The sequence below is a fragment of the Asaia spathodeae NBRC 105894 genome, from assembly GCF_025994195.1.
Lineage (GTDB): Bacteria > Pseudomonadota > Alphaproteobacteria > Acetobacterales > Acetobacteraceae > Asaia > Asaia siamensis.
In genome coordinates this window covers 1-18,646 of record NZ_BAPY01000039.1, presented here as the reverse complement: position 1 = coordinate 18,646, position 18,646 = coordinate 1, and the positions used below count along the sequence as shown (strand labels likewise).

The 18,646-nt window shown below is 59.1% G+C and carries 13 protein-coding genes and 1 pseudogene; 4 read left to right on the top strand and 10 right to left on the bottom strand.

Translation table 11 applies throughout. The features are described 5' to 3' along the window. Window positions 1–17: 17 nt before the first annotated feature. Genes AA105894_RS11605 through AA105894_RS11595 form a run of 3 tightly spaced genes read left to right on the top strand, consistent with a single transcriptional unit; the run spans window position 18 to window position 4,800 of the window. Window positions 18–1,964, top strand: a complete 1,947-nt coding sequence (locus AA105894_RS11605; RefSeq protein WP_267311863.1) for a PrkA family serine protein kinase — start codon at window positions 18–20, stop codon at window positions 1,962–1,964. A gap of 20 nt (window positions 1,965–1,984) precedes the next feature. After that, entirely contained in the window at window positions 1,985–3,295 is a 1,311-nt protein-coding gene (locus tag AA105894_RS11600) for a YeaH/YhbH family protein (protein WP_267311862.1), read from the top strand. Between the two features lie 2 nt (window positions 3,296–3,297). After that, window positions 3,298–4,800, top strand: coding sequence for a SpoVR family protein (locus tag AA105894_RS11595; protein WP_267311861.1), 1,503 nt, complete (start codon window positions 3,298–3,300; stop codon window positions 4,798–4,800). A 523-nt stretch (window positions 4,801–5,323) separates the two neighbouring features. On the opposite strand, the gene AA105894_RS11590 is transcribed toward AA105894_RS11595, so the two are convergent. The 7 genes from AA105894_RS11590 to glmU all read right to left on the bottom strand — a co-directional run bounded on the left by AA105894_RS11590 (window position 5,324) and on the right by glmU (window position 13,879). Beyond that, window positions 5,324–7,903 carry a cation:proton antiporter gene (locus tag AA105894_RS11590; protein WP_304500472.1) on the bottom strand — a complete coding sequence of 860 codons (2,580 nt, stop codon included), beginning with the start codon at window positions 7,901–7,903 and terminating at the stop codon, window positions 5,324–5,326. Between the two features lie 104 nt (window positions 7,904–8,007). Further along, window positions 8,008–8,619: a thiamine phosphate synthase gene (gene thiE, locus AA105894_RS11585; protein WP_267311860.1), complete on the bottom strand. Its 612-nt coding sequence runs from the start codon at window positions 8,617–8,619 to the stop codon at window positions 8,008–8,010. Continuing rightward, window positions 8,616–9,389 carry a thiazole synthase gene (locus tag AA105894_RS11580; protein WP_267311859.1) on the bottom strand — a complete coding sequence of 258 codons (774 nt, stop codon included), beginning with the start codon at window positions 9,387–9,389 and terminating at the stop codon, window positions 8,616–8,618. Before AA105894_RS11580 ends, thiE begins: the two co-directional genes overlap by 4 nt. A 3-nt stretch (window positions 9,390–9,392) precedes the next feature. Beyond that, the gene (gene thiS / locus AA105894_RS11575; RefSeq protein WP_188426531.1) at window positions 9,393–9,590 is read right to left on the bottom strand and encodes a sulfur carrier protein ThiS; all 198 of its coding nucleotides are present in this window, start codon (window positions 9,588–9,590) and stop codon (window positions 9,393–9,395) included. Window positions 9,591–9,684: 94 nt separating this feature from the next. Beyond that, complete coding sequence (thiO, locus tag AA105894_RS11570; RefSeq protein WP_267311858.1) at window positions 9,685–10,656, bottom strand: glycine oxidase ThiO; 972 nt, start codon at window positions 10,654–10,656, stop codon at window positions 9,685–9,687. Between the two features lie 32 nt (window positions 10,657–10,688). Then, window positions 10,689–12,512: a glutamine--fructose-6-phosphate transaminase (isomerizing) gene (gene glmS, locus AA105894_RS11565; RefSeq protein WP_267311857.1), complete on the bottom strand. Its 1,824-nt coding sequence runs from the start codon at window positions 12,510–12,512 to the stop codon at window positions 10,689–10,691. Next, window positions 12,512–13,879, bottom strand: a complete 1,368-nt coding sequence (gene glmU, locus AA105894_RS11560; RefSeq protein ID WP_267311856.1) for a bifunctional UDP-N-acetylglucosamine diphosphorylase/glucosamine-1-phosphate N-acetyltransferase GlmU — start codon at window positions 13,877–13,879, stop codon at window positions 12,512–12,514. The genes glmS and glmU overlap by 1 nt, the downstream gene beginning before the upstream one ends. 104 nt (window positions 13,880–13,983) lie before the next feature. On the opposite strand from glmU, the gene AA105894_RS11555 reads away from it, so the two are divergent. Next, complete coding sequence (locus tag AA105894_RS11555; RefSeq protein ID WP_267311855.1) at window positions 13,984–14,658, top strand: HAD family hydrolase; 675 nt, start codon at window positions 13,984–13,986, stop codon at window positions 14,656–14,658. 55 nt (window positions 14,659–14,713) lie between these two features. Here AA105894_RS11555 and AA105894_RS11550 read toward each other — a convergent pair whose 3' ends face one another. The 3 genes and pseudogenes from AA105894_RS11550 to AA105894_RS11540 all read right to left on the bottom strand — a co-directional run. Then, on the bottom strand, window positions 14,714–15,547 hold the full coding sequence (locus tag AA105894_RS11550; protein WP_267311854.1) for a DUF3108 domain-containing protein: 834 nt from the start codon (window positions 15,545–15,547) through the stop codon (window positions 14,714–14,716). Continuing rightward, complete coding sequence (gyrB, locus tag AA105894_RS11545) at window positions 15,537–17,990, bottom strand: DNA topoisomerase (ATP-hydrolyzing) subunit B (protein ID WP_267311853.1); 2,454 nt, start codon at window positions 17,988–17,990, stop codon at window positions 15,537–15,539. Before gyrB ends, AA105894_RS11550 begins: the two co-directional genes overlap by 11 nt. A 505-nt stretch (window positions 17,991–18,495) precedes the next feature. Further along, a pseudogene (locus tag AA105894_RS11540) lies at window positions 18,496–18,646 on the bottom strand (IS5/IS1182 family transposase); the annotation flags it as partial.

Here is an 18,646-nt window from a genome sequence, read left to right as displayed (position 1 = left end):
ATCGGAGCATACGAGTCATGAGTTCATTCTCGGACGTCTTTACGCTGGCTTCTTCCTTCCGTGAGGAACGTCGGGAAACAGAGATGTCGCTGGCTTCCTATCTGTCTCTCTGCCGCGAAGACCCCGGCAGCTATGCGAGTGCTGCCGAGCGCATGCTCAAGGCCATTGGCGAGCCTGTCATGCTGGACTCCTCGCGCGATCCGCGCCTCAGCCGCATCTTCATGAATCGCACTGTGCGTACCTATCCAGCCTTTGCTGATTTCTACGGTATGGAAGATGCCGTCGAGCAGATCGTCGGCTTCTTCCGTCATGCTGCTCAGGGGCTGGAAGAGCGCAAACAGATTCTCTATCTGCTCGGCCCTGTCGGCGGGGGGAAGTCCTCGCTCGGCGAACGTCTCAAGACCTTGATGGAACGCGAGCCGATTTATGTGCTCAAGGCGGGGAAAGAAATCAGCCCCGTTTTCGAAAGTCCGCTTGGCCTGTTCGACCCGGAGCGCTTCGGTGCGTCCCTGCTCGAGCAATATAATATTCCCCGTCGTGTTCTGACCGGCATAGCAAGCCCCTGGGCGCTCAAACGGCTTGAGGATTTTGACGGCGATATCTCGCGATTCACGGTTGTGCGGCTTAACCCGTCCAAACTGCGGCAGGTCGCGATTGCCAAGACAGAGCCAGGTGACGACAATAATCAGGACGTGTCAGCGCTGGTTGGCAAAGTCGATATCCGCCAGCTCGAGAATTTCAGCCAGAACGATCCCGATGCCTATAGCTTCTCCGGCGGCCTGAACCGGGCCAATCAGGGGCTGCTCGAATTTGTCGAGATGTTCAAGGCGCCGATCAAGATGCTGCATCCTCTCCTGACAGCCACGCAGGAGGGGAATTATGTCGGCACAGAAAACATCGGGGCCATTCCCTTTACCGGCGTCATTCTGGCGCATTCGAACGAGGCCGAATGGCAGTCATTCCGCAATAATCGCACCAATGAGGCGTTTCTCGACCGCGTGTGCGTCATCAAGGTGCCGTACTGCCTGCGCGTAACCGAAGAGTCCAAGATCTATGAAAAACTGATCCAGTCTTCCGCGCTCGGTGACGCCCCCTGCGCACCGCATACGCTCGAAATGCTGGCGCAATTTGCTGTTCTCTCGCGCCTGAAGGCGCACACCAACTCGACGCAGTTTGCCAAGATGCGTGTGTATGACGGCGAAAACATTCGCGAGACCGACCCCAAGGCGCGGGCGATGCAGGAATACAAGGACAGCGCGGGCGTCGATGAAGGGATGGAGGGCATTTCGACGCGCTTTGCCTACAAGGTGCTCTCTGCCACGTTCAACCATGATCCATCCGAGATTTCAGCTGACCCTGTGCATCTGATGTACGTGCTCGAACAGGCTGTGCGTCGGGAGCAGTTCCCTGCAGAGATCGAGGCCGCTTATCTGGCATCACTCAAATCGGATCTGGCGCGGCGCTATGCCGAGTTCCTGGGCAATGAAATCCAGAAAGCCTATCTGGAAAGCTATAATGATTACGGTCAGAATCTTTTTGATCGTTATCTTGATTATGCGGATGCGTGGATCGAGGACCAGGATTTCAAGGATCCCGATACAGGTCAGTTGATGAATCGCGACCTGCTCAATGCCGAATTGAGCAAGACCGAGAAAGCCGCGGGCATTGCCAACCCGAAGGATTTCCGTAACGAGGTCGTCAAATTCTCGCTGCGGTCCCGCGCGTCGAATGGCGGGCGAAACCCTTCATGGACGAGCTATGAGAAGATCCGCGACGTCATCGAGAAACGCATGTTCAGCCAGGTCGAGGATCTGCTGCCCGTCATAAGTTTTGGCTCCAAGAAAGACAGCACGAGCGAGCGCAAGCATGACGAATTCGTCAGCCGTATGGCAGCGCGTGGCTATACCGAGCGTCAGGTGAGGCGTCTGGTCGAATGGTACATGCGCGTCAAGCAGTCTGCCTGACCTCGATAACGGAGCGTTTCATGGAAATCATAGACAGGCGCCCGAACCCGCATGGCAAGAACACCGAAAACCGGCAGCGCGTCCTGACACGGGCGCGCCAGGCCATCCAGACCGCGGTGCGTGACGCCGCAGCGCAGGGGCGTATCCGCGAAATCGGCCAGGACAGCGCGGTATCCATTCCGGCAGACGTGCTGCATGAGCCCAGTTTTCACAGGCATTTTAACGCAGGAACGCGCCATTTCGTGCTGCCCGGCAACAAGGAGTTCGTCAAGGGTGACCGTCTGCGCCGCCCGCCGGGTGGCGAGGGAGAAGGGGCAGGTGAGGGAAGTGGCGCGGGTGATCAGGGCGGTGGCGAAGATTCCTATCGCTTTGTTCTCTCACGCGAGGAGTTTCTTGACCTCTTTTTTGACGATCTCGAACTGCCCGATCTGATCAAGCGCGAAGTCGCTTCAACAACGTCGCTTGCGACCAGTCGCACGGGGCTCACGAGTGATGGCTCTCCTTCGCAGATCGATTTGGGGCGTACCATGCGTCGCTCTATGGGACGGCGCATCGGGCTCAAGCGCCCCAAACCTCAGGAACTGATCGCGGTAGAAGCCGAAATTGATGCACTGGAAGAGCAACGCCCGCTCTCGGACACTCAGTTTCTGCGCCTTCAGGAATTGAGAGACGAGAGAACGTTGCTGCGCCAGAGGCTGGCACGGATCCCGTGGGTCGATCCGGTCGATCTGCGATATCGCCGCTTTACCCCGGTGCCCAAGCCAACCACCCAGGCCGTGATTTTCTGCATCATGGATGTTTCAGGCTCCATGACCGAGAAGATGAAAGAGCTGGGTAAGCAGTTTTTCATGCTTCTGCATGTCTTTCTCGAAAAGCGGTATGAAAAGCTGGAAATCGTCTTCATTCGTCATGCCGAGACGGCGGAAGAAGTCGATGAGGATGTGTTCTTTACCGATCCACGCACGGGCGGCACCGTTGTATCGACTGCGCTCGATCTCATGCATGACGTCCAGCGGGAGCGCTTTCCCGCTGAAAAATGGAATATCTACGCTGCTCAAATATCGGATGGCGACAATATTTCGTCCGATATGAGCAAGGTAAAACACCTCATGACGGAATCCATACTTCCTGTCGTGCAGTATTTTGCCTATGTCGAGGTCAGTCTGGGCGGCGCGTTGCTTCGGAGCGAAACCGATCTGTGGCGGGGCTACAAGATAATCGCCGACAGCGCGCCACAGCTTGCCATGCGTCAGGTGCAGGACCGACGCGATATTTTTCCGGTCTTCAGAGATCTTTTTGCCAGACGCGCGACCGAGCGGGCAGGGGAGTGACCATGCTTTATTCAGGCACAGACTGGAGTTTCCCGATCCTGCGTGACTGCTATGGCGAGATCGATCGCATAGCGAGCGAGGAACTCAGGCTCGACACCTATCCCAATCGCATCGAGATCATTACCTCGGAACAGATGCTCGATGTCTATACGTCGCACGGCATGCCAATCAGCTATCCACACTGGTCGGCAGGGAAGCGTTTCGTCTCGCATGAGAACGCGTATAAGCGTGGCCTGATGGGGCTGGCCTACGAGGTGGTCATCAACTCGAGCCCCTGCATCAGCTATCTGATGGAAGAAAACTCGGCTACCATGCAGGCGCTCGTCATTGCGCATGCGGCGTTCGGGCATAATCATTTCTTCAAAAACAACCGTCTGTTTCGCGAATGGACAGACTCAACGCAGATTCTGGACTATCTCGAATTCGCTCGCGGTTATGTGGCACGTTGTGAAGAGCGTTACGGCGTTAAGGCCGTTGAACGCATTCTTGATGCCGCTCATGCCCTGCAGAATCAGGGGGTAGATCGCCATACGGGCAGCAAACGGCTCGATCTGCGTCAGGAGCAGGAGCGCGCCCGCGAAAGGCGGGCTTATGAAGATGAGCAGTTCAACGATCTGTGGCGAACACTACCGGAAGGTCAGAAACCGGCAAACGGCAAGACAGAGTCAGGTGATCCACAGGCGACGCTCGGCCTTCCAGAAGAAAATATCCTTTATTTTCTCGAAAAGAATGCACCCAGACTGGCAAACTGGGAGCGTGAGATTATTCGTATCGTTCGACTGATCGCGCAGTATTTCTACCCTCAGCCTCAGGCCAAGCTGATGAATGAGGGCTGCGCCACCTGGGTGCATAATTTCATCATGCATCGCCTGCATGACAAGAAGCTGATTGATGATTCAGCCATACTGGAGGTCATCCACTCGACGAGCAATGTCATCACGCAGCGAGGCTTTGATGAAGGGGGAGGGCCGAGTTTCAATCCCTATGCGCTAGGCTTTGCCATGATGACCGATATTGCGCGGGTCTGCACCGATCCTACCGCAGAGGACCGCCTGTGGTTTCCCGACCATGCAGGCAATCGTGACCCGATCGGCACATTGCATCACGCCTGGGCCGAATATCGCGACGAGAGCTTCGTGCAGCAATTTCTGTCGCCCAAGGTCATACGCGATTTTCGTCTGTTCCGTCTCGAGGACGATCTGTCACAGCCTTATCTGCTGGTTGACGCCATTCACGATGATGCAGGTTATCGTGAAATCCGGCGCTCTGTAGCGGCGTCGTATGATCCGGGTCTGCTCGCTGAAGAGATAGAGATTGTCGGGGCCGATCTGACCGGTGATCGTATTCTGCGCCTCGAGCATCGCACGCGGCCAGGCAAGCTTTTACAACCTACGGATGCAAGACTGACGCTTGAGCATCTCGGTGCGCTCTGGGGCTATGGCGTGATCCTCAAGGAAGTCGACAGCCAGACTGGCGCTGAGCTTGGCAGCTACGCGCTGGCTTGACCGCGACGGCAGAAGCAGATCGCGATGACGGGATTGCCTTGGCGCAATCCCTGATCCGGATATATCAGTTGGCATAATATATCTTATCGAACTTGTAGATTGGGTGTTGAAGGGGATGGTCCGGCCGGTTTTCCAGTCAGAATCATGAAGATGCGCTGTCGTCCATGAACCAGACAATTCCGACAGTCGTCGTTGTGGCCTCTCAGATCAAATCACTGACGCCTATCGTGCCTTGGATGCTGGTCCCCTCTGCGCATCTCGCCGCTCCATTGGGCGCGTTTCCCATGCAGAGCCAGGAAACGACGCTTTTGTTGTTGCCTGCGTTGAGACTGCGTCAGTCGAATGAGTACAGCCACAGTCAAGCCAGGCAAACCGTCACTTCTGGACGACGATCTTTCTTTCGTTCCAGGAAAATGAAACCGTCAGACCGATCTTCGCAGATATGCGCGGGAGAGATTTAAGCGAACGAAAGACCGCTGGATCAACGCAACTGGTCCAGTGGTCCTGATCACAACGGGGCCCCTCACTCGGACTTTACGTCGTTCTCACCTGACCTGATGAGTTCGCGCGCTGGTATGAAGGGCTCCTTGTTCCCTCCAAGTACCAGAGAGAGTTTATGCCCCTCCACCAGACGCGCTTCGGCCCGCTCGTCGATGGTGCGGCGCACGATCGGATATTCCTCGACCAGACGCATGAACAAATTCGACGGTATGGCGAGAAGATGACAGAACTGCATCGTCCGCACCGTGCCCCGTGAATAGGTCTGATTGATAAGCGACGCGGCCCCTATCAGATCCCCTGCCCCGAATTGCACGTCCTGCTCGGCGATATGCACCTCAGCCAGACCGGCCACTACGGCATAGACCATCCTGATCTTGCCGTTGCGTCGGAGAAGCACCTCACCCGGTGATGCAAAGCGCAGGGATATATTCATCGCCAGATCGTGCAGGACCCCATCGGGCACGCCACGAAAGGCAGGAAAAGACCGCAGGCGCTGCTCGATACCGCTCTTGATATTGAAACGCAGTGGCTTCTCGAGGCGCTCCTGACGCTTCTCGACATCCTTGAGCAATTCGCGATGCAGCTCTTCACTGACAAGGTTATCGGAGAGAAGCTCGTCGTATTCCTCTTCCTCAAGCCGCAAGGCGATCTGATGCAGAATGCGGCTCTCGAGCGCCTCTGAATAACCCTGATAATGCAGGCGTAGCATTTCGAGGGCATCATCGAGCATGCGACGTTGACGCCCCAGAACTTCAGAGACGATCTCACCGATACGGTTGCCCAGTGTCGGCTCGAGACGCTCATGCATGAAGCGCATGAGCGATAGCGAGACGAGATGGGCGATAACAAGCATCTCGAAGCGTTCCGACATGCAATACATGAGCGGCTTGTCGATATGGAACCGACGATGCAGCATCTGCGCCACGCGGAAACGCAGTGTCGGGCGCAGCCGCCGACGCAGCGCGCGCACATAGCCGTAACGCCCTTCTAGCCTTGCTCCGTCGACCATAGCTTCAGAGGATCGTAGCAGCGTTTCCATGACGCGGCGTGACAGACCGCGAATACGGAACAGATCGAGCAGGAGCGATCGCTCGCGGTTGGCGATGGTAATCAGGGCAAGCGTCACGCGCTGCCTGTCGCCGAGCGCCGTATCGAAGGTGTTGGCCTCGCTCTCCTCCTGCGCCCGTCTTTCGATTTGCCCGATGATGGTCTGCTGTGTTCCGGAGCCGAAGCCGAGTTCATCGGCGAGCGTATGCGTGCGTTCCGCCACCTGGGCCAGGCCACTGCTCAGCACCTGATGGCGCATGGCCTGATCGATGGTGGGAAGCTGGTCAAGCTTGAGAAACACCACGAGGTAGCGGAGCGTCGTGCCATTGACGAGCAATGTGATCAGCACGAATCCGGTTGCGATGATGCCGATAAAATGCGCCGTTGAGGTCGATACGCGCTGGTTCTCTGTCACGGCGAGCGCCAGAGCGAGGGTAATGGCACCACGAAGCCCGCCCCAAACCATGGTCGTCTTGAAAGGCGCCGGCACCGGGGGTGACAATTTGGCCGCCGCCAGGATCGGCAGCAGACCGAACACCACGGCACCGCGGGCCAGGAGACCTGCGACGGTCGCGATAAGGATCAGCACACAATCCCAACGCGTCATGCCGATCAGGAGGCGCGGCACAAGCATCGAGGCCAGGACGAACACGAGCGACCCCGCCCAGAAGACGAGCTGCACCCAGAGTTCGTTGAGAAAGCGCCAGACCTGCGGCCTGAACGTTGAGGGACCATAAACAGAAAGTGTCAGCCCCGAGGCGGCAGTAGCGACCACGCCTGAGAAGCCGAGGAACTCGTCGCAGATGATATAGACGATGTAGGGCAAAGCGAGCGTCAGCGTGATTTCGGCTGCCACTGACCCGCCCAGCCCTGCAATCATAAGCAGGGTCAACCGCCCAATTGCCACGCCAACAACGATCGCCCCGCCGAAGGAGGCCAGAAAGTCGATGATGGTTTCGCCAAGCTCGATATGGCGGTGCGAGGTGACGGAAGCCAGAAGGATGGAGAAAATGGCGATCGCCGCAGCATCATTGAGCAAGGCCTCGCCTTCGACGAGCCGTGTCAGACGTGACGCCGCACCAATCTCGCGAAAGATACCAGCAACTGCTGACGGGTCGGTCGTAGCGACAATCGAGCCGAGAAGCAGACAGACCACCATGGACTGACCGGCGAACGGATAAAGCGCCCCGCCTATGGTAAGGGTCGAGACGAGCACGGCCACCACGGCCAGCAAAAGCACGGTTGCCGTCTCATGCGCCAGACGACGCACATCGATTGCCAGCGCGCCCTGAAAAACCAGAATAGGAAGAAAGATCAGCAGAAAGGCTTCGCTGTTGATCGGGAAATAGAGGAGCGTCTCAGCAGCGCCGTCAAAGATTTCGGTCAGGGAAGAGCGCAGCAGAAGGTCGGCCGCCGCACCGATGCCGATACCGGCAAGAGCGAGGAGAACGGTCTCCGATACCTCAAGCCGACGGGCCAAAGGCTGCACTGCACTGATGAGTACCATCAAAAGCGCCAGCGCCAGAATAATGGCAGCCAGTCCCGTCACCATCATGCGCGCGTGTTCTCCCCTCTTTTTTGCAAGATGAAAATTCTATACGCGAATCGTCACGACTCCGCGAGGGCAACTCCCCTATTTGATGGAAATATTACTGATTTTCAGCCCAAACATGCTTTCAGCCAGGCCTCGACCTGATGCTCTGGGTTGGGGGATGCGATAAAATCGGAAACGGCAGCGACGCTGTCAGCCCCTGCCGCGAGGCAGGACGGTGCACGCTCCTTCGTAATGCCGCCAATCGCAACCAGCGGCATTTCCGGCCCTATGATGCGGCGCCATTCCGTCAGTTTCTCGACACCCTGAGGTTCCCAGATCATCTTCTTGAGCTTCGTCTCCCAGATCGGGCCAAGTGCCACGTAATCCGGCTGTACAGACAGCGCCCGCTCAAGCTCTCCATGGGAATGGGTCGAAATGCCGAATGCGATGCGTGCAGCCCGGATCTGATCGAGGTCAGCCGTATCGAGGTCTTCCTGACCGATATGGATATAATCGATGCCCAGCTCGAGGGCGAGCTGCCAGTAATCGTTGAGAACGAGGCGCACATTGTGACGCGCGGCTGCCTCCTGTCCCTCGATCACCTGCGCCCGCAGGACCTCAGGGGACAGGTCCTTTAGACGAAGCTGAATGAAGCGGGCCCCTGCAGAGCCCAGACGCTCTATCCAACGTGGGTGATCGACGACGGGATAGATCGGGGATGGAAGCCGTGAACTCATGATGCGAAACTTGCCTTGCCTAGAGTGGGCGTCGAGGGAACAGCCATGTCGCGCTCGTCCATCGGGTCTGCGGTCTTCGCCAGTTGCCCGACATCACAGGCGAGACGAAAAGCCTCTGCCATGGCCGCCGGGTCACCTGCTTTTGCCACGGCCGTGTTGATCAGGATGGCGTCAAAGCCCAGCTCGAAGGCGGTGACGGCATGCGAAGGGCGCCCGATACCGGCATCGATCACCATGGGCACCTCCGGAAAATGGGCACGCAGGGCGCGCAGCCCGAACAGGTTGTTCAGCCCCCTGCCCGACCCTATCGGGGCTCCCCACGGCATGAGCACCTCGCACCCGGCGCGCAGCAGACGCTCTGCCACCACGAGGTCCTCCGTCATATAGGGAAAGACCTTGAACCCCTCTTCGTTCAGGATGCGTGCGGCCTCGACGAGAGCAAAGACGTCCGGCTGCAGCAGATCGCCCTGCCCGATGACTTCCAGCTTGATCCAGTCGGTTTCGAACACTTCGCGTGCCATCTGCGCGGTTGTAACGGCCTCGCGCACCGTATGACAGCCAGCGGTATTGGGCAGTACCGGCACGTCAAAGCCGCGTACGAGCTCCCAGAAGGCCTGCCCCGCCTGGAGGCCTGCAGATTCGCGCCTCAGCGAGACTGTCACCGCACCGGGGCGACCACGCCGCACTGAATCCGCCAGGATGGCCGGGCTGTCATAAAGGGCAGTGCCCAGCATCAGAGGCGAAGAGAGATCGATACCATAGGCGTGCATGGGTCAGCCCCCCTGCATCGGCGCGAGAATCTCAAGCCTCGCCCCTTCCTCTAATGCCTTGGCTCCACGCGCCGAGCGGGGTACAAACACACCGTCGACGGCTGTTGCCACTTTCGTCTCGCCATAGCCGAGCTCGATCAGCGCTTCGGAGAGGAAGCGGCTCGCGATGAGCTTCGTCTCGTCATTCACCATGATCTGCATGGCAGTTCTCTCCCATTCCTGACTGCGCGAAACGCCCGGCTCTGACAGACCGGGTTTCCACGCCCGCTATGAAACGCCACCGTGGCCCTGTAGATCAGGCGGCTTGCGTAAAGATGATGTCAGCCACTTCTGCCGCTCTTGCGGGGGACAGCAGAAAACCGTGGCGATACATGCCATTGACCGAGAGGCGATGTCCGTCGCGATGCACACGAGGCACGTTGTCGGGGTAGGACGGCCTGATCCCTGCATTGGCTTCTATGATCTCGGCCTCGGCAAAGGCAGGATGCAAGGTGTAGAGTGCGTTCAGCAACTCGCTCATGGCCCGGACCGTGATTTCCCGCCCGTCATCGCTCTCGACCATGGTGGCACCCACCATGAATACGCCATGCTCGCGCGGCACGATATAGATCGGGATGCGCGGATGCAGCATTCGAACGGGGCGATGAAGCACAACGTCAGGGCATCGAACAAGGATCATCTCGCCGCGTACACCGCGCAAATCGGGCTCGCTCTCCCGCGCCTGTATGCCAGTGCAATCGACCACCCAGTCGAACTGGCCGTCGACAACCGAGGTGTCGAGCCTGATATGCCCCCCCAAGATCAGCAGGCGCTCCTTGAGACGGCCCAGGGCAATACGCGGGTCGACATGACCTTCCTCAGCAAAGAACAGCGCACGGTCGAAGCGGCCTGCCAGATCAGGTTCAAGTTCGGCGATCGCGTCTGAACCCAGCGTCTCGAAATGGCTGGTACGTCTTCCAAAACGGTTGAGCTCGACCTGATCGCGCGGGGGGGCAACCACGAGGCTGCCGTTACGGATGACATCCGGCACATGACTGGCCCACCATGCGAGCGAGTTGAGCGAGTCACGGGTCACCTCTTCCGGGGCCGCTTCGGCCTCGCACCATGGTGCGAGCATGCCACCGGCAAACCACGACGCGCCGCTGCCGATACGCGGCCCAGATTCATGGAGCGTCACCTGCGCGCCGCGTTCGGCAAGGGTCACGGCAGTCACGAGCCCGGCCACTCCAGCACCCTGGATGAGTATCGTCGGTCCCGATCCCGCCATGTCAGTCGTCCTTGCGCTGTTTCGCCCGCAGGTTACTCCACAGTCACCGATTTGGCGAGGTTGCGCGGCTGGTCAACATCCGTCCCCCGACGCAGGGCCACTTCATAAGCGAGCATCTGCACGGGAATCGTGTAGAGGATGGGCGCCACGAAAGGATCGACGTCCGGCAGAATGACCATGTGTTCGGCGATACCGCTCAGGCGCTGGGCGCCCTTCTCATCGGTGAAGGCCATGATTCGCCCACCACGGGCCTTGGCCTCCTGGATGTTCGACAGCGTCTTGTCGAACAGGATGGTTGACGGGGCAATCACGACGATCGGCACATCCTTGTCGATGAGCGAAATCGGACCGTGCTTCATCTCGCCAGCCGCATAGGCCTCTGCATGGATGTAGGAGATTTCCTTGAGCTTGAGCGCCCCTTCAAGAGCCACGGGAAAGCAGATACCGCGCCCGAGATAAAGCACGTCCCGCGCCTCGGCGACGGAGGCCGCCATGGCCTGGATCGCGCCCGCCCGAGAAAAGACTTCGGCAGCGCGTGACGGCAGGTCGAGCAGATTGGCCAGCAACTCACCCTCGCGTCTGGCCGACATCGTGTTGCGGGCACGCGCCATGGCAATGGTCAGAACGGCAAGAACCGAAAGCTGTGCCGTGAATGCCTTCGTGCTGGCAACCGAGATTTCAGGCCCGGCGACCATGCCAAGCACCACGTCGCTTTCGCGCCCCATGGTGCTGCCCTCTACATTGAGGATCGACACGATGTGCTGCTCGCGTTCGCGCAGGCTGCGCATGGCGGCCAGCGTGTCTGCTGTCTCGCCCGATTGCGAGATCATCAGCGCCATGCCTTTGGGTGTCAGCGGCGGATTGCGGTAGCGCAGTTCTGACGCGACATCGATATCCACCGGCAGGCGCGCTTCAGCCTCGAGCCAGTACCGCGCGACGAGACCGGCATAGAAGGCCGATCCACAAGCGGTGATGACGGCACGCGGCAATTCGGCGAGGTCAAACGGGAACTCCGGCAGGTTGATCGCACGTGTCACCGGGTCAATGATGCGCTGCAATGTCTGCCCGATCACCACAGGGTGCTCGTGAAGCTCCTTCTCCATGTAATGGCGATAGCCATCCTTGCCGACCGTCCCTGCCATCAGGGCGATCGTCTGGACTGGACGTTGAACCCTCAGATTGGCTGAATCAAAAAATTCGACACCATCAGGCTGGAGGACGCACCAGTCACCGTCGTCGAGATAGGCGATCTTTCGGGCAAGCGGTGCCAGAGCCAGGCTGTCAGAACCGAGGAACATCTCGCCCTCCCCGAAACCAACGGCAAGTGGCGCACCGTGCCGTGCGCCGATCATAAGCCCCTCATGTCCGGCGAAAATCATCGCGATGGCATAAGCCCCTTGCAGGCGTCCGAGCGTCTTGCTGGCAGCGTCTCGTGGCGACAGGCCCTGATCGAGATAGAAATCGACGAGTTGTGCAACGCACTCGGTATCGGTGTCAGAGGTGAACTGCCGACCCACGGCCTGCATCTCGGCCTTGAGTTCCTCATAATTCTCGATGATGCCGTTGTGAACAATCGCCACACGACCGGTTGCATGGGGATGGGCATTGGTCTCATTCGGCAGGCCATGTGTTGCCCAGCGCGTGTGACCAATTGCGGTCACGCCGGCAAGGGGCTGCACATCCAGGACGGCCTGAAGATTATCCAGCTTGCCAGCCGCACGGCGACGGGAGATCTGCCCATCGACGAGGCTGGCGATACCAGCTGAATCATAACCACGATATTCGAGACGACGCAGCGCCTCGACGATAAGCGGAGTGGCATTCCGATGCCCGACGACGCCGCAAATTCCGCACATCAGCCCTGTTCCTTCTTTGCGCGCAGCGACTCACTGATCATGCGGCCGCGCTCCTGCTTGTTCGTCTGTCTGGATCGACCCAGGGCAAGGGCGCCGGGTTCCACATCCTCGGTAATCACGCTGCCCGCCGCGATAAGGGCATTATCGCCAATGGTCACGGGTGCCACCAGAATGGCGTCGGAACCCACGAAGACATTTTCACCAATCGTGGTGCGGTGCTTGAAGAACCCGTCATAATTGCAGGTGATGGTTCCTGCGCCGACATTGGTGCGGGCCCCGATGCTGCTATCGCCCAGATAGGACAGGTGATTGGCCTTGGCCCCATCACCAAGCTGCGTGGCCTTGAGCTCGACGAAATTGCCGACATGCGTGCCCTTGCCACAGATTGTTCCGGGGCGCAGGCGGGCATAGGGACCGATCAGGGCCTCGCCGCCGACAACACAGCCCTCCAGATGGCTGAAAGCCCGTATCCGTGCGCCGCTATGCACTGTTACTCCGGGACCGAAAACCACGTTGGGTTCAACCACGACATCGGGCGCAAGGACCGTATCAACGCTGAAGAATACGGTCTCCGGCGCCACCAGCGTTACGCCGGCTTCCATCGCCGCCAGACGCAGGCGCTTTTGCAGGCTTGCCTCCGCCACGGCGAGTTCGGCACGCGAGTTGATGCCTGCCAATTCTTCCGAAGGGGCCTCGACATGATGCACATCTGCTTCGGCGGCAGCCTGTGCCACGACGTCGGTCAGGTAATATTCGCCCTGGGCATTTTCGTTGCGCAGGGCGCCAAGCCAGCGCCGCAGGTCGGCAGCATCTGCACACAGCACGCCCGCATTACACAGGGTCACTTCACGCTGCGCTTCGGTGGCATCCTTCCATTCCACGATTTCCTGCACGCAGCCATTACGCTCGATCACCCGTCCATAGCGGCCCGGGTCGGCCGGACGCATGGCCAGAAGCGCCAGAGACGTGCCCTCCCGGCGACGTGCAGCCAACAGGGCACGCATCGTGTCTGCAGTGATCAGCGGGTTATCGGCATAGAGGATTGCGACATCGCCCTCGCCGAAGAGATCTTCCGCCATACGTGCCGCGTGGCCCGTGCCGAGGCGCTCTGACTGCACGACGCAAGGCCAGGGAGTGACCGCTTTCTCGAGCGCCTGCATATCGGGGCCGACCACCACAACGAGTCGATCAAAGACCGATCCGGCTGTTTCGATCAGGTGGGTAATCATCGGCCTTCCGCCAAGCGGATGAAGCGCCTTGGGGAGCGATGAGCGCATGCGCGTTCCGAGGCCGGCAGCCAGGATCACGGCAGTCGTGGGTTTGTGATGGCGGACGGTCTGGCCGTCGGAAAAAGAAAGTGATGTCATATTGTTCAGTGGCGTAGCCAACCCAGCCGAGCCCTGTCAAACCCGCGTTCTGTCACTTCGGGTTGCCGATTATTGCATCCGCCTCCGATCAAAGGAAAACTCCGTTGAGCACCGAAATCAAAACCGCTGTTTTCGATCTGGATGGGACGCTTGTCGACAGCCTGCCCGACCTTGCAGAGAGTGGCATGGAGCTGCTGAAATCCTATGATCTGCATCTTCCCAGCGAGGAAGCCGTCAGAGCGATGATAGGCGATGGAGCGCGGGCGCTCGTGGATCGTCTGCTGACTTATGGCGGCGATGAAAATCGGATCGACCGTGATGAGGCAACCAGACGCTTTCTCGATATCTACGAGCCTCGCGCCACGCAGAAGACACAGCTCTTTCCTGATACGGAGAAGACACTCGCAACACTGCAAGAGCGAGGTATTTCCTGCGTGATCTGCACCAATAAACCCGTCAAGGCGGCCCAGGCCATCATCGAACAGCTCGGGATCGCCTCACTGATCAATGCAATTGGTGGAGGTGACAGTTTCCCTATGCGCAAACCGGACCCCGATCATATTCGCAAGACGGTGCGCATGATCAATGCAGAACCGACACGCGCAATCATGATCGGAGATCATCAGAACGATATCAGAGCGGCCATGGGTGTTCCGATGCCGTCGCTTTTTGCAAGCTGGGGCTATGGCGACCGCACCATGTCAGCCCATGCAACCGCCATAGCCGGGTGCGTCGCCGAGTTGCCGCGTCTGATCTACGATCTTTCACGCCCCAACTGAGCGTTTCCCTCTGCTGTCCAACGCGATAGCAGAGGGAAGTGTCCGCAATGACGGCTTATTGCTGCGTCGTGGGTTGCCGATCGAGAACGGCGATCATCGGACCGAGCTTGGGATGCTCGAACTCGATCCGTACTGCCGTGAGACCCACGCCAGGCAGGTTCTGGAACCAGGCGGCGCCGGGATGCGGGGCTTTCATGACATCCAAATGGGAGGAATCCTTGATGAATCCCGCCTCCTGCTGTCCCACAAAGTCGCACCGTAGCGCCTCGCCGGTGAATTTCTGACCGAACGAGGAAGGGACAGCCGCCTTGAAGGGGCCGTGCGATGTCATGGCGCTCAGCCTGAGCCCGTCGAAAACCTGCGCGCTACCGTCGCATTTTCCGGTGTGACGCACGTTTTCCAGCAGATAGGCCATGGCGCTCAGCGTATCCATGGCGTGGGAAAGATCGCTCTGCGGCACGGCCTCGCGATCGCTTTCCTTCGGATCGAGCGCGACGATCTGCGGTGTGTCATTGGCGTAATTCAGCACCACGTTACGATGCTTGCCACGGGAGTAGCCTGCGCTTTCATACCCGGTGGGCTGCACATGGTCATGATCGAAATGCCCCTGCGCAGTGCTCTGGATATCCATACGCAGAAACATACTGAGCAGGCCGCCCGCATGGATGGTCGTGCGGATGCCATAGCCCCCATCGGTCAGCCTGTAATCGGCAGTCGCGTCAACCACATGCAGCCCGTGATTATAGACACGATAGACAGCCGTCGTCTGACGAGCGCTCTCTGCCGTTGCCGCCGCACTGCCTTCACCAATATCAGCAGCATGGGCCGACGCAACTGTCAGCACCGTTCCTCCAAGAAACAGGGCGGTGCCGATTGCCTTAAACGTCAAGATTGGCGACCTTCTGGGCATTGCCAACAATGAAGTCGCGACGGGGCTCGACCACATCGCCCATGAGCGTCGAGAAGACCTGTCCGGCATCTTCAACATCTCCCACCTTGACCTGAAGCAGAATGCGTGTGGCCGGGTCGAGCGTCGTGTCCCAAAGCTGCTCATTGTTCATTTCGCCCAGACCTTTGAACCGGTTGATGGCAAGGCCCTTGCGACCCTGCTGCACCACCCGATCAAAAACCATTGCCGGGCCTGCAAGTTCCGTCGACTGGCTATCGAGAGCGAGCGTTACAGTCGCCGCGAAATCATCGGCAACGCGGCTGCCTTCGCCTGCCAGCCAGCGCGCCTCTGCCGAGCGCAGCAACGCGGCATCAAGCGTGTAGACCTCACCGACACCACGAACGGTGCGCGCTAGGCGCAGCCCGCCTTCTTCTGTAGGACCGACCATCCAGCCACGCTCATTGACCGGCGAAGCCGCATCGAGGCGAGCCTGCAGAACAGGGGCCCGTTCCTGCGCGTGATCATGACCAAGGGACAAGGCCTTGGCGACATAGGTCTGTTCGAGCACCCAGACAGGGATCTTGGAGGCAAACGCCGTGAGCGTCTTGGCCACCTGCCCCATTGCCTTGACGCGCTCCATCAGCGCGTCTCCAGCCAGCACTTGACCGTCGGACAACGTCAGCGAGGCATTGGCCAGCGCCTTGTCGAGCAGATATTGCTCCAGAGCAGCGTCGTCTTTCAGATAGCGTTCTTCGTTGCCACGCTTCGCACGATAGAGCGGCGGCTGGGCAATGTAGAGATAGCCCTTTTCGATCAGTTCGGGCATCTGACGGAAGAAGAAGGTCAGAAGCAGCGTCCGGATATGAGAGCCGTCGACGTCAGCGTCTGTCATGATGACGATCTTGTGGTAGCGCAGTTTCTCGACCGAAAAACCGCCCTGCTCCACATCGCCGCGCCCGATGCCTGTGCCGAGCGCGGTGATCAGTGTGCCGACTTCGGCCGAGCCGAGCATACGGTCGAAACGCGCGCGTTCGACGTTTAGGATCTTGCCCTTGAGTGGGAGAATGGCCTGGAAGCGGCGATCGCGCCCCTGCTTGGCCGTTCCACCTGCCGAGTCACCCTCGACGATGAAGATTTCGGCCTTGCTCGCATCGCGCTCCTGACAATCTGCCAGCTTGCCCGGCAGCGAGGAAACATCGAGCACGCCCTTGCGTCGCGTCAGTTCGCGCGCACGACGTGCGGCATCACGGGCGGCTGCGGCTTCGTTGACCTTCGCGATGATGGCCTTGGCCTCACGCGGGTGGGTTTCGAACCAGTGGCCGATTGAATCAGCTGCCGTCACATGCACCACAGGCTGCACTTCAGACGAAACCAGCTTGTCCTTTGTCTGCGACGAAAATTTCGGGTCCGGCACCTTGACCGAGAGAACGGCCGTCATGCCCTCGCGCATGTCCTCGCCGGTCAGGGCAGCGGAGTTCTTCGACGATCCTGTCTCCGCGTATTTACCGACAATACGCGTCAGGGCCTGGCGGAAACCAGCCAGATGCGTGCCGCCATCGCGCTGCGGGATATTGTTGGTGAAGCACAGCATCGTTTCATGGAAGCTGTCATTCCAGGTGAGCGCGAACTCGACCTTGATACCGCTTTCGGCGTGATCAATGGCCCCCACGATCGGTGGCGTGACAATCGAGGTCTTGCTCGCATCGAGATATTCGACGAAGGCGCTCAGGCCGCCTTCATAGCAGAAGACGACTTCCTTGTTTTCGGCATGGCGCTCGTCACGCAGCACGATCTCGAGGCCGGAATTCAGGAAGGCCAGCTCGCGCATACGACGCTCGAGGATGCCGAACTCGAAATCGACCTTGGTGAAGGTCTGCTTGCTCGGCTTGAACGTCACAAGCGTGCCGCGCGGTTCGTCACTGGCACCGACCACGGTAAGCGCGTCGTCGCGCTCGCCATGCTGGAAGCGGATGAAATGTTCGAGCCCGTTACGCCAGATGCGCACTTCCATCCACTCGGAAAGCGCGTTGACCACAGCGGCACCCACGCCGTGCAGACCGCCTGATACCTTATAGGAATTCTGGTTGAACTTGCCGCCTGCGTGAAGCTTCGTCAGAACGACCTCTGCGGCGCTGACGCCTTCTTCCTCGTGCAGATCGGTCGGAATGCCACGACCGTTATCGCGCACACTGATCGAGCCATCGCCATTCATGGTGAGCACGCAGCGTGTGGCATGACCAGCCTGCGCTTCGTCTACTGCATTGTCGATGATCTCGAAGACCATGTGATGCAGGCCAGACCCGTCATCCGTGTCGCCGATATACATGCCGGGGCGTTTGCGTACCGCATCGAGCCCCTTGAGAACCGAGATGGATGAGGCACCATAATCGGCTTCGTCATCGAGGTTCTCTGGCAACTCGGTCGGACGGATCTGTTCGGACATGCTGGCGTGACGCTCCTACTCGCAACAAGCGCCTAATATAACCCGTCTGCCCCTCTCCCGCTAGGGCGTTACGACGTAAGCGTTTTGGTGAACAGTCTCCCAAGCCTGCGAGCTTTCGCGACCCGGATAGGGTTGGCATTCAGAGCGTGGATAGAGAGTTGTGAGGCGGCAAACCATCTTGGGCGCGACAGCTGCTGATGCCGGGAGCGTGCCAAGGCATGCGTCTGTCCTGAAAGGCCGCCCTTCCACTGAACAAGGTCTCAGCGAGACCTGACGTGCCACGTAACCCGCCGCTCTAGACCGACAGAACTGCGTCAATCGTAGGCACACTCGTCGTCCCATCCTACGTTGGGCGCCTCCCATCGGCTGGCTTGCTGCATGGAGTAGGGATGCGGATCATGAAAAGCATACTTTCCCAAACGCCTTTCTACCGAGCTTGAGGAGCGCGTGCCTTTCAAGGATCTAAACTTCATACGCGGATAGATCTTAGGGTCAGGACTCATAGCTAGAACATGACGGTTGCGGCGAGGCATATGGCTGAGAAGAAGACGGTCGGGCATCTGTCGTAGCGGGTTGCGACCCGCCGCCAGTCCTCGAGACGGCCGAACATGATCCCGATGCGGTTGCGTCTTTTGTATTTTCGTTTGTCATATTTG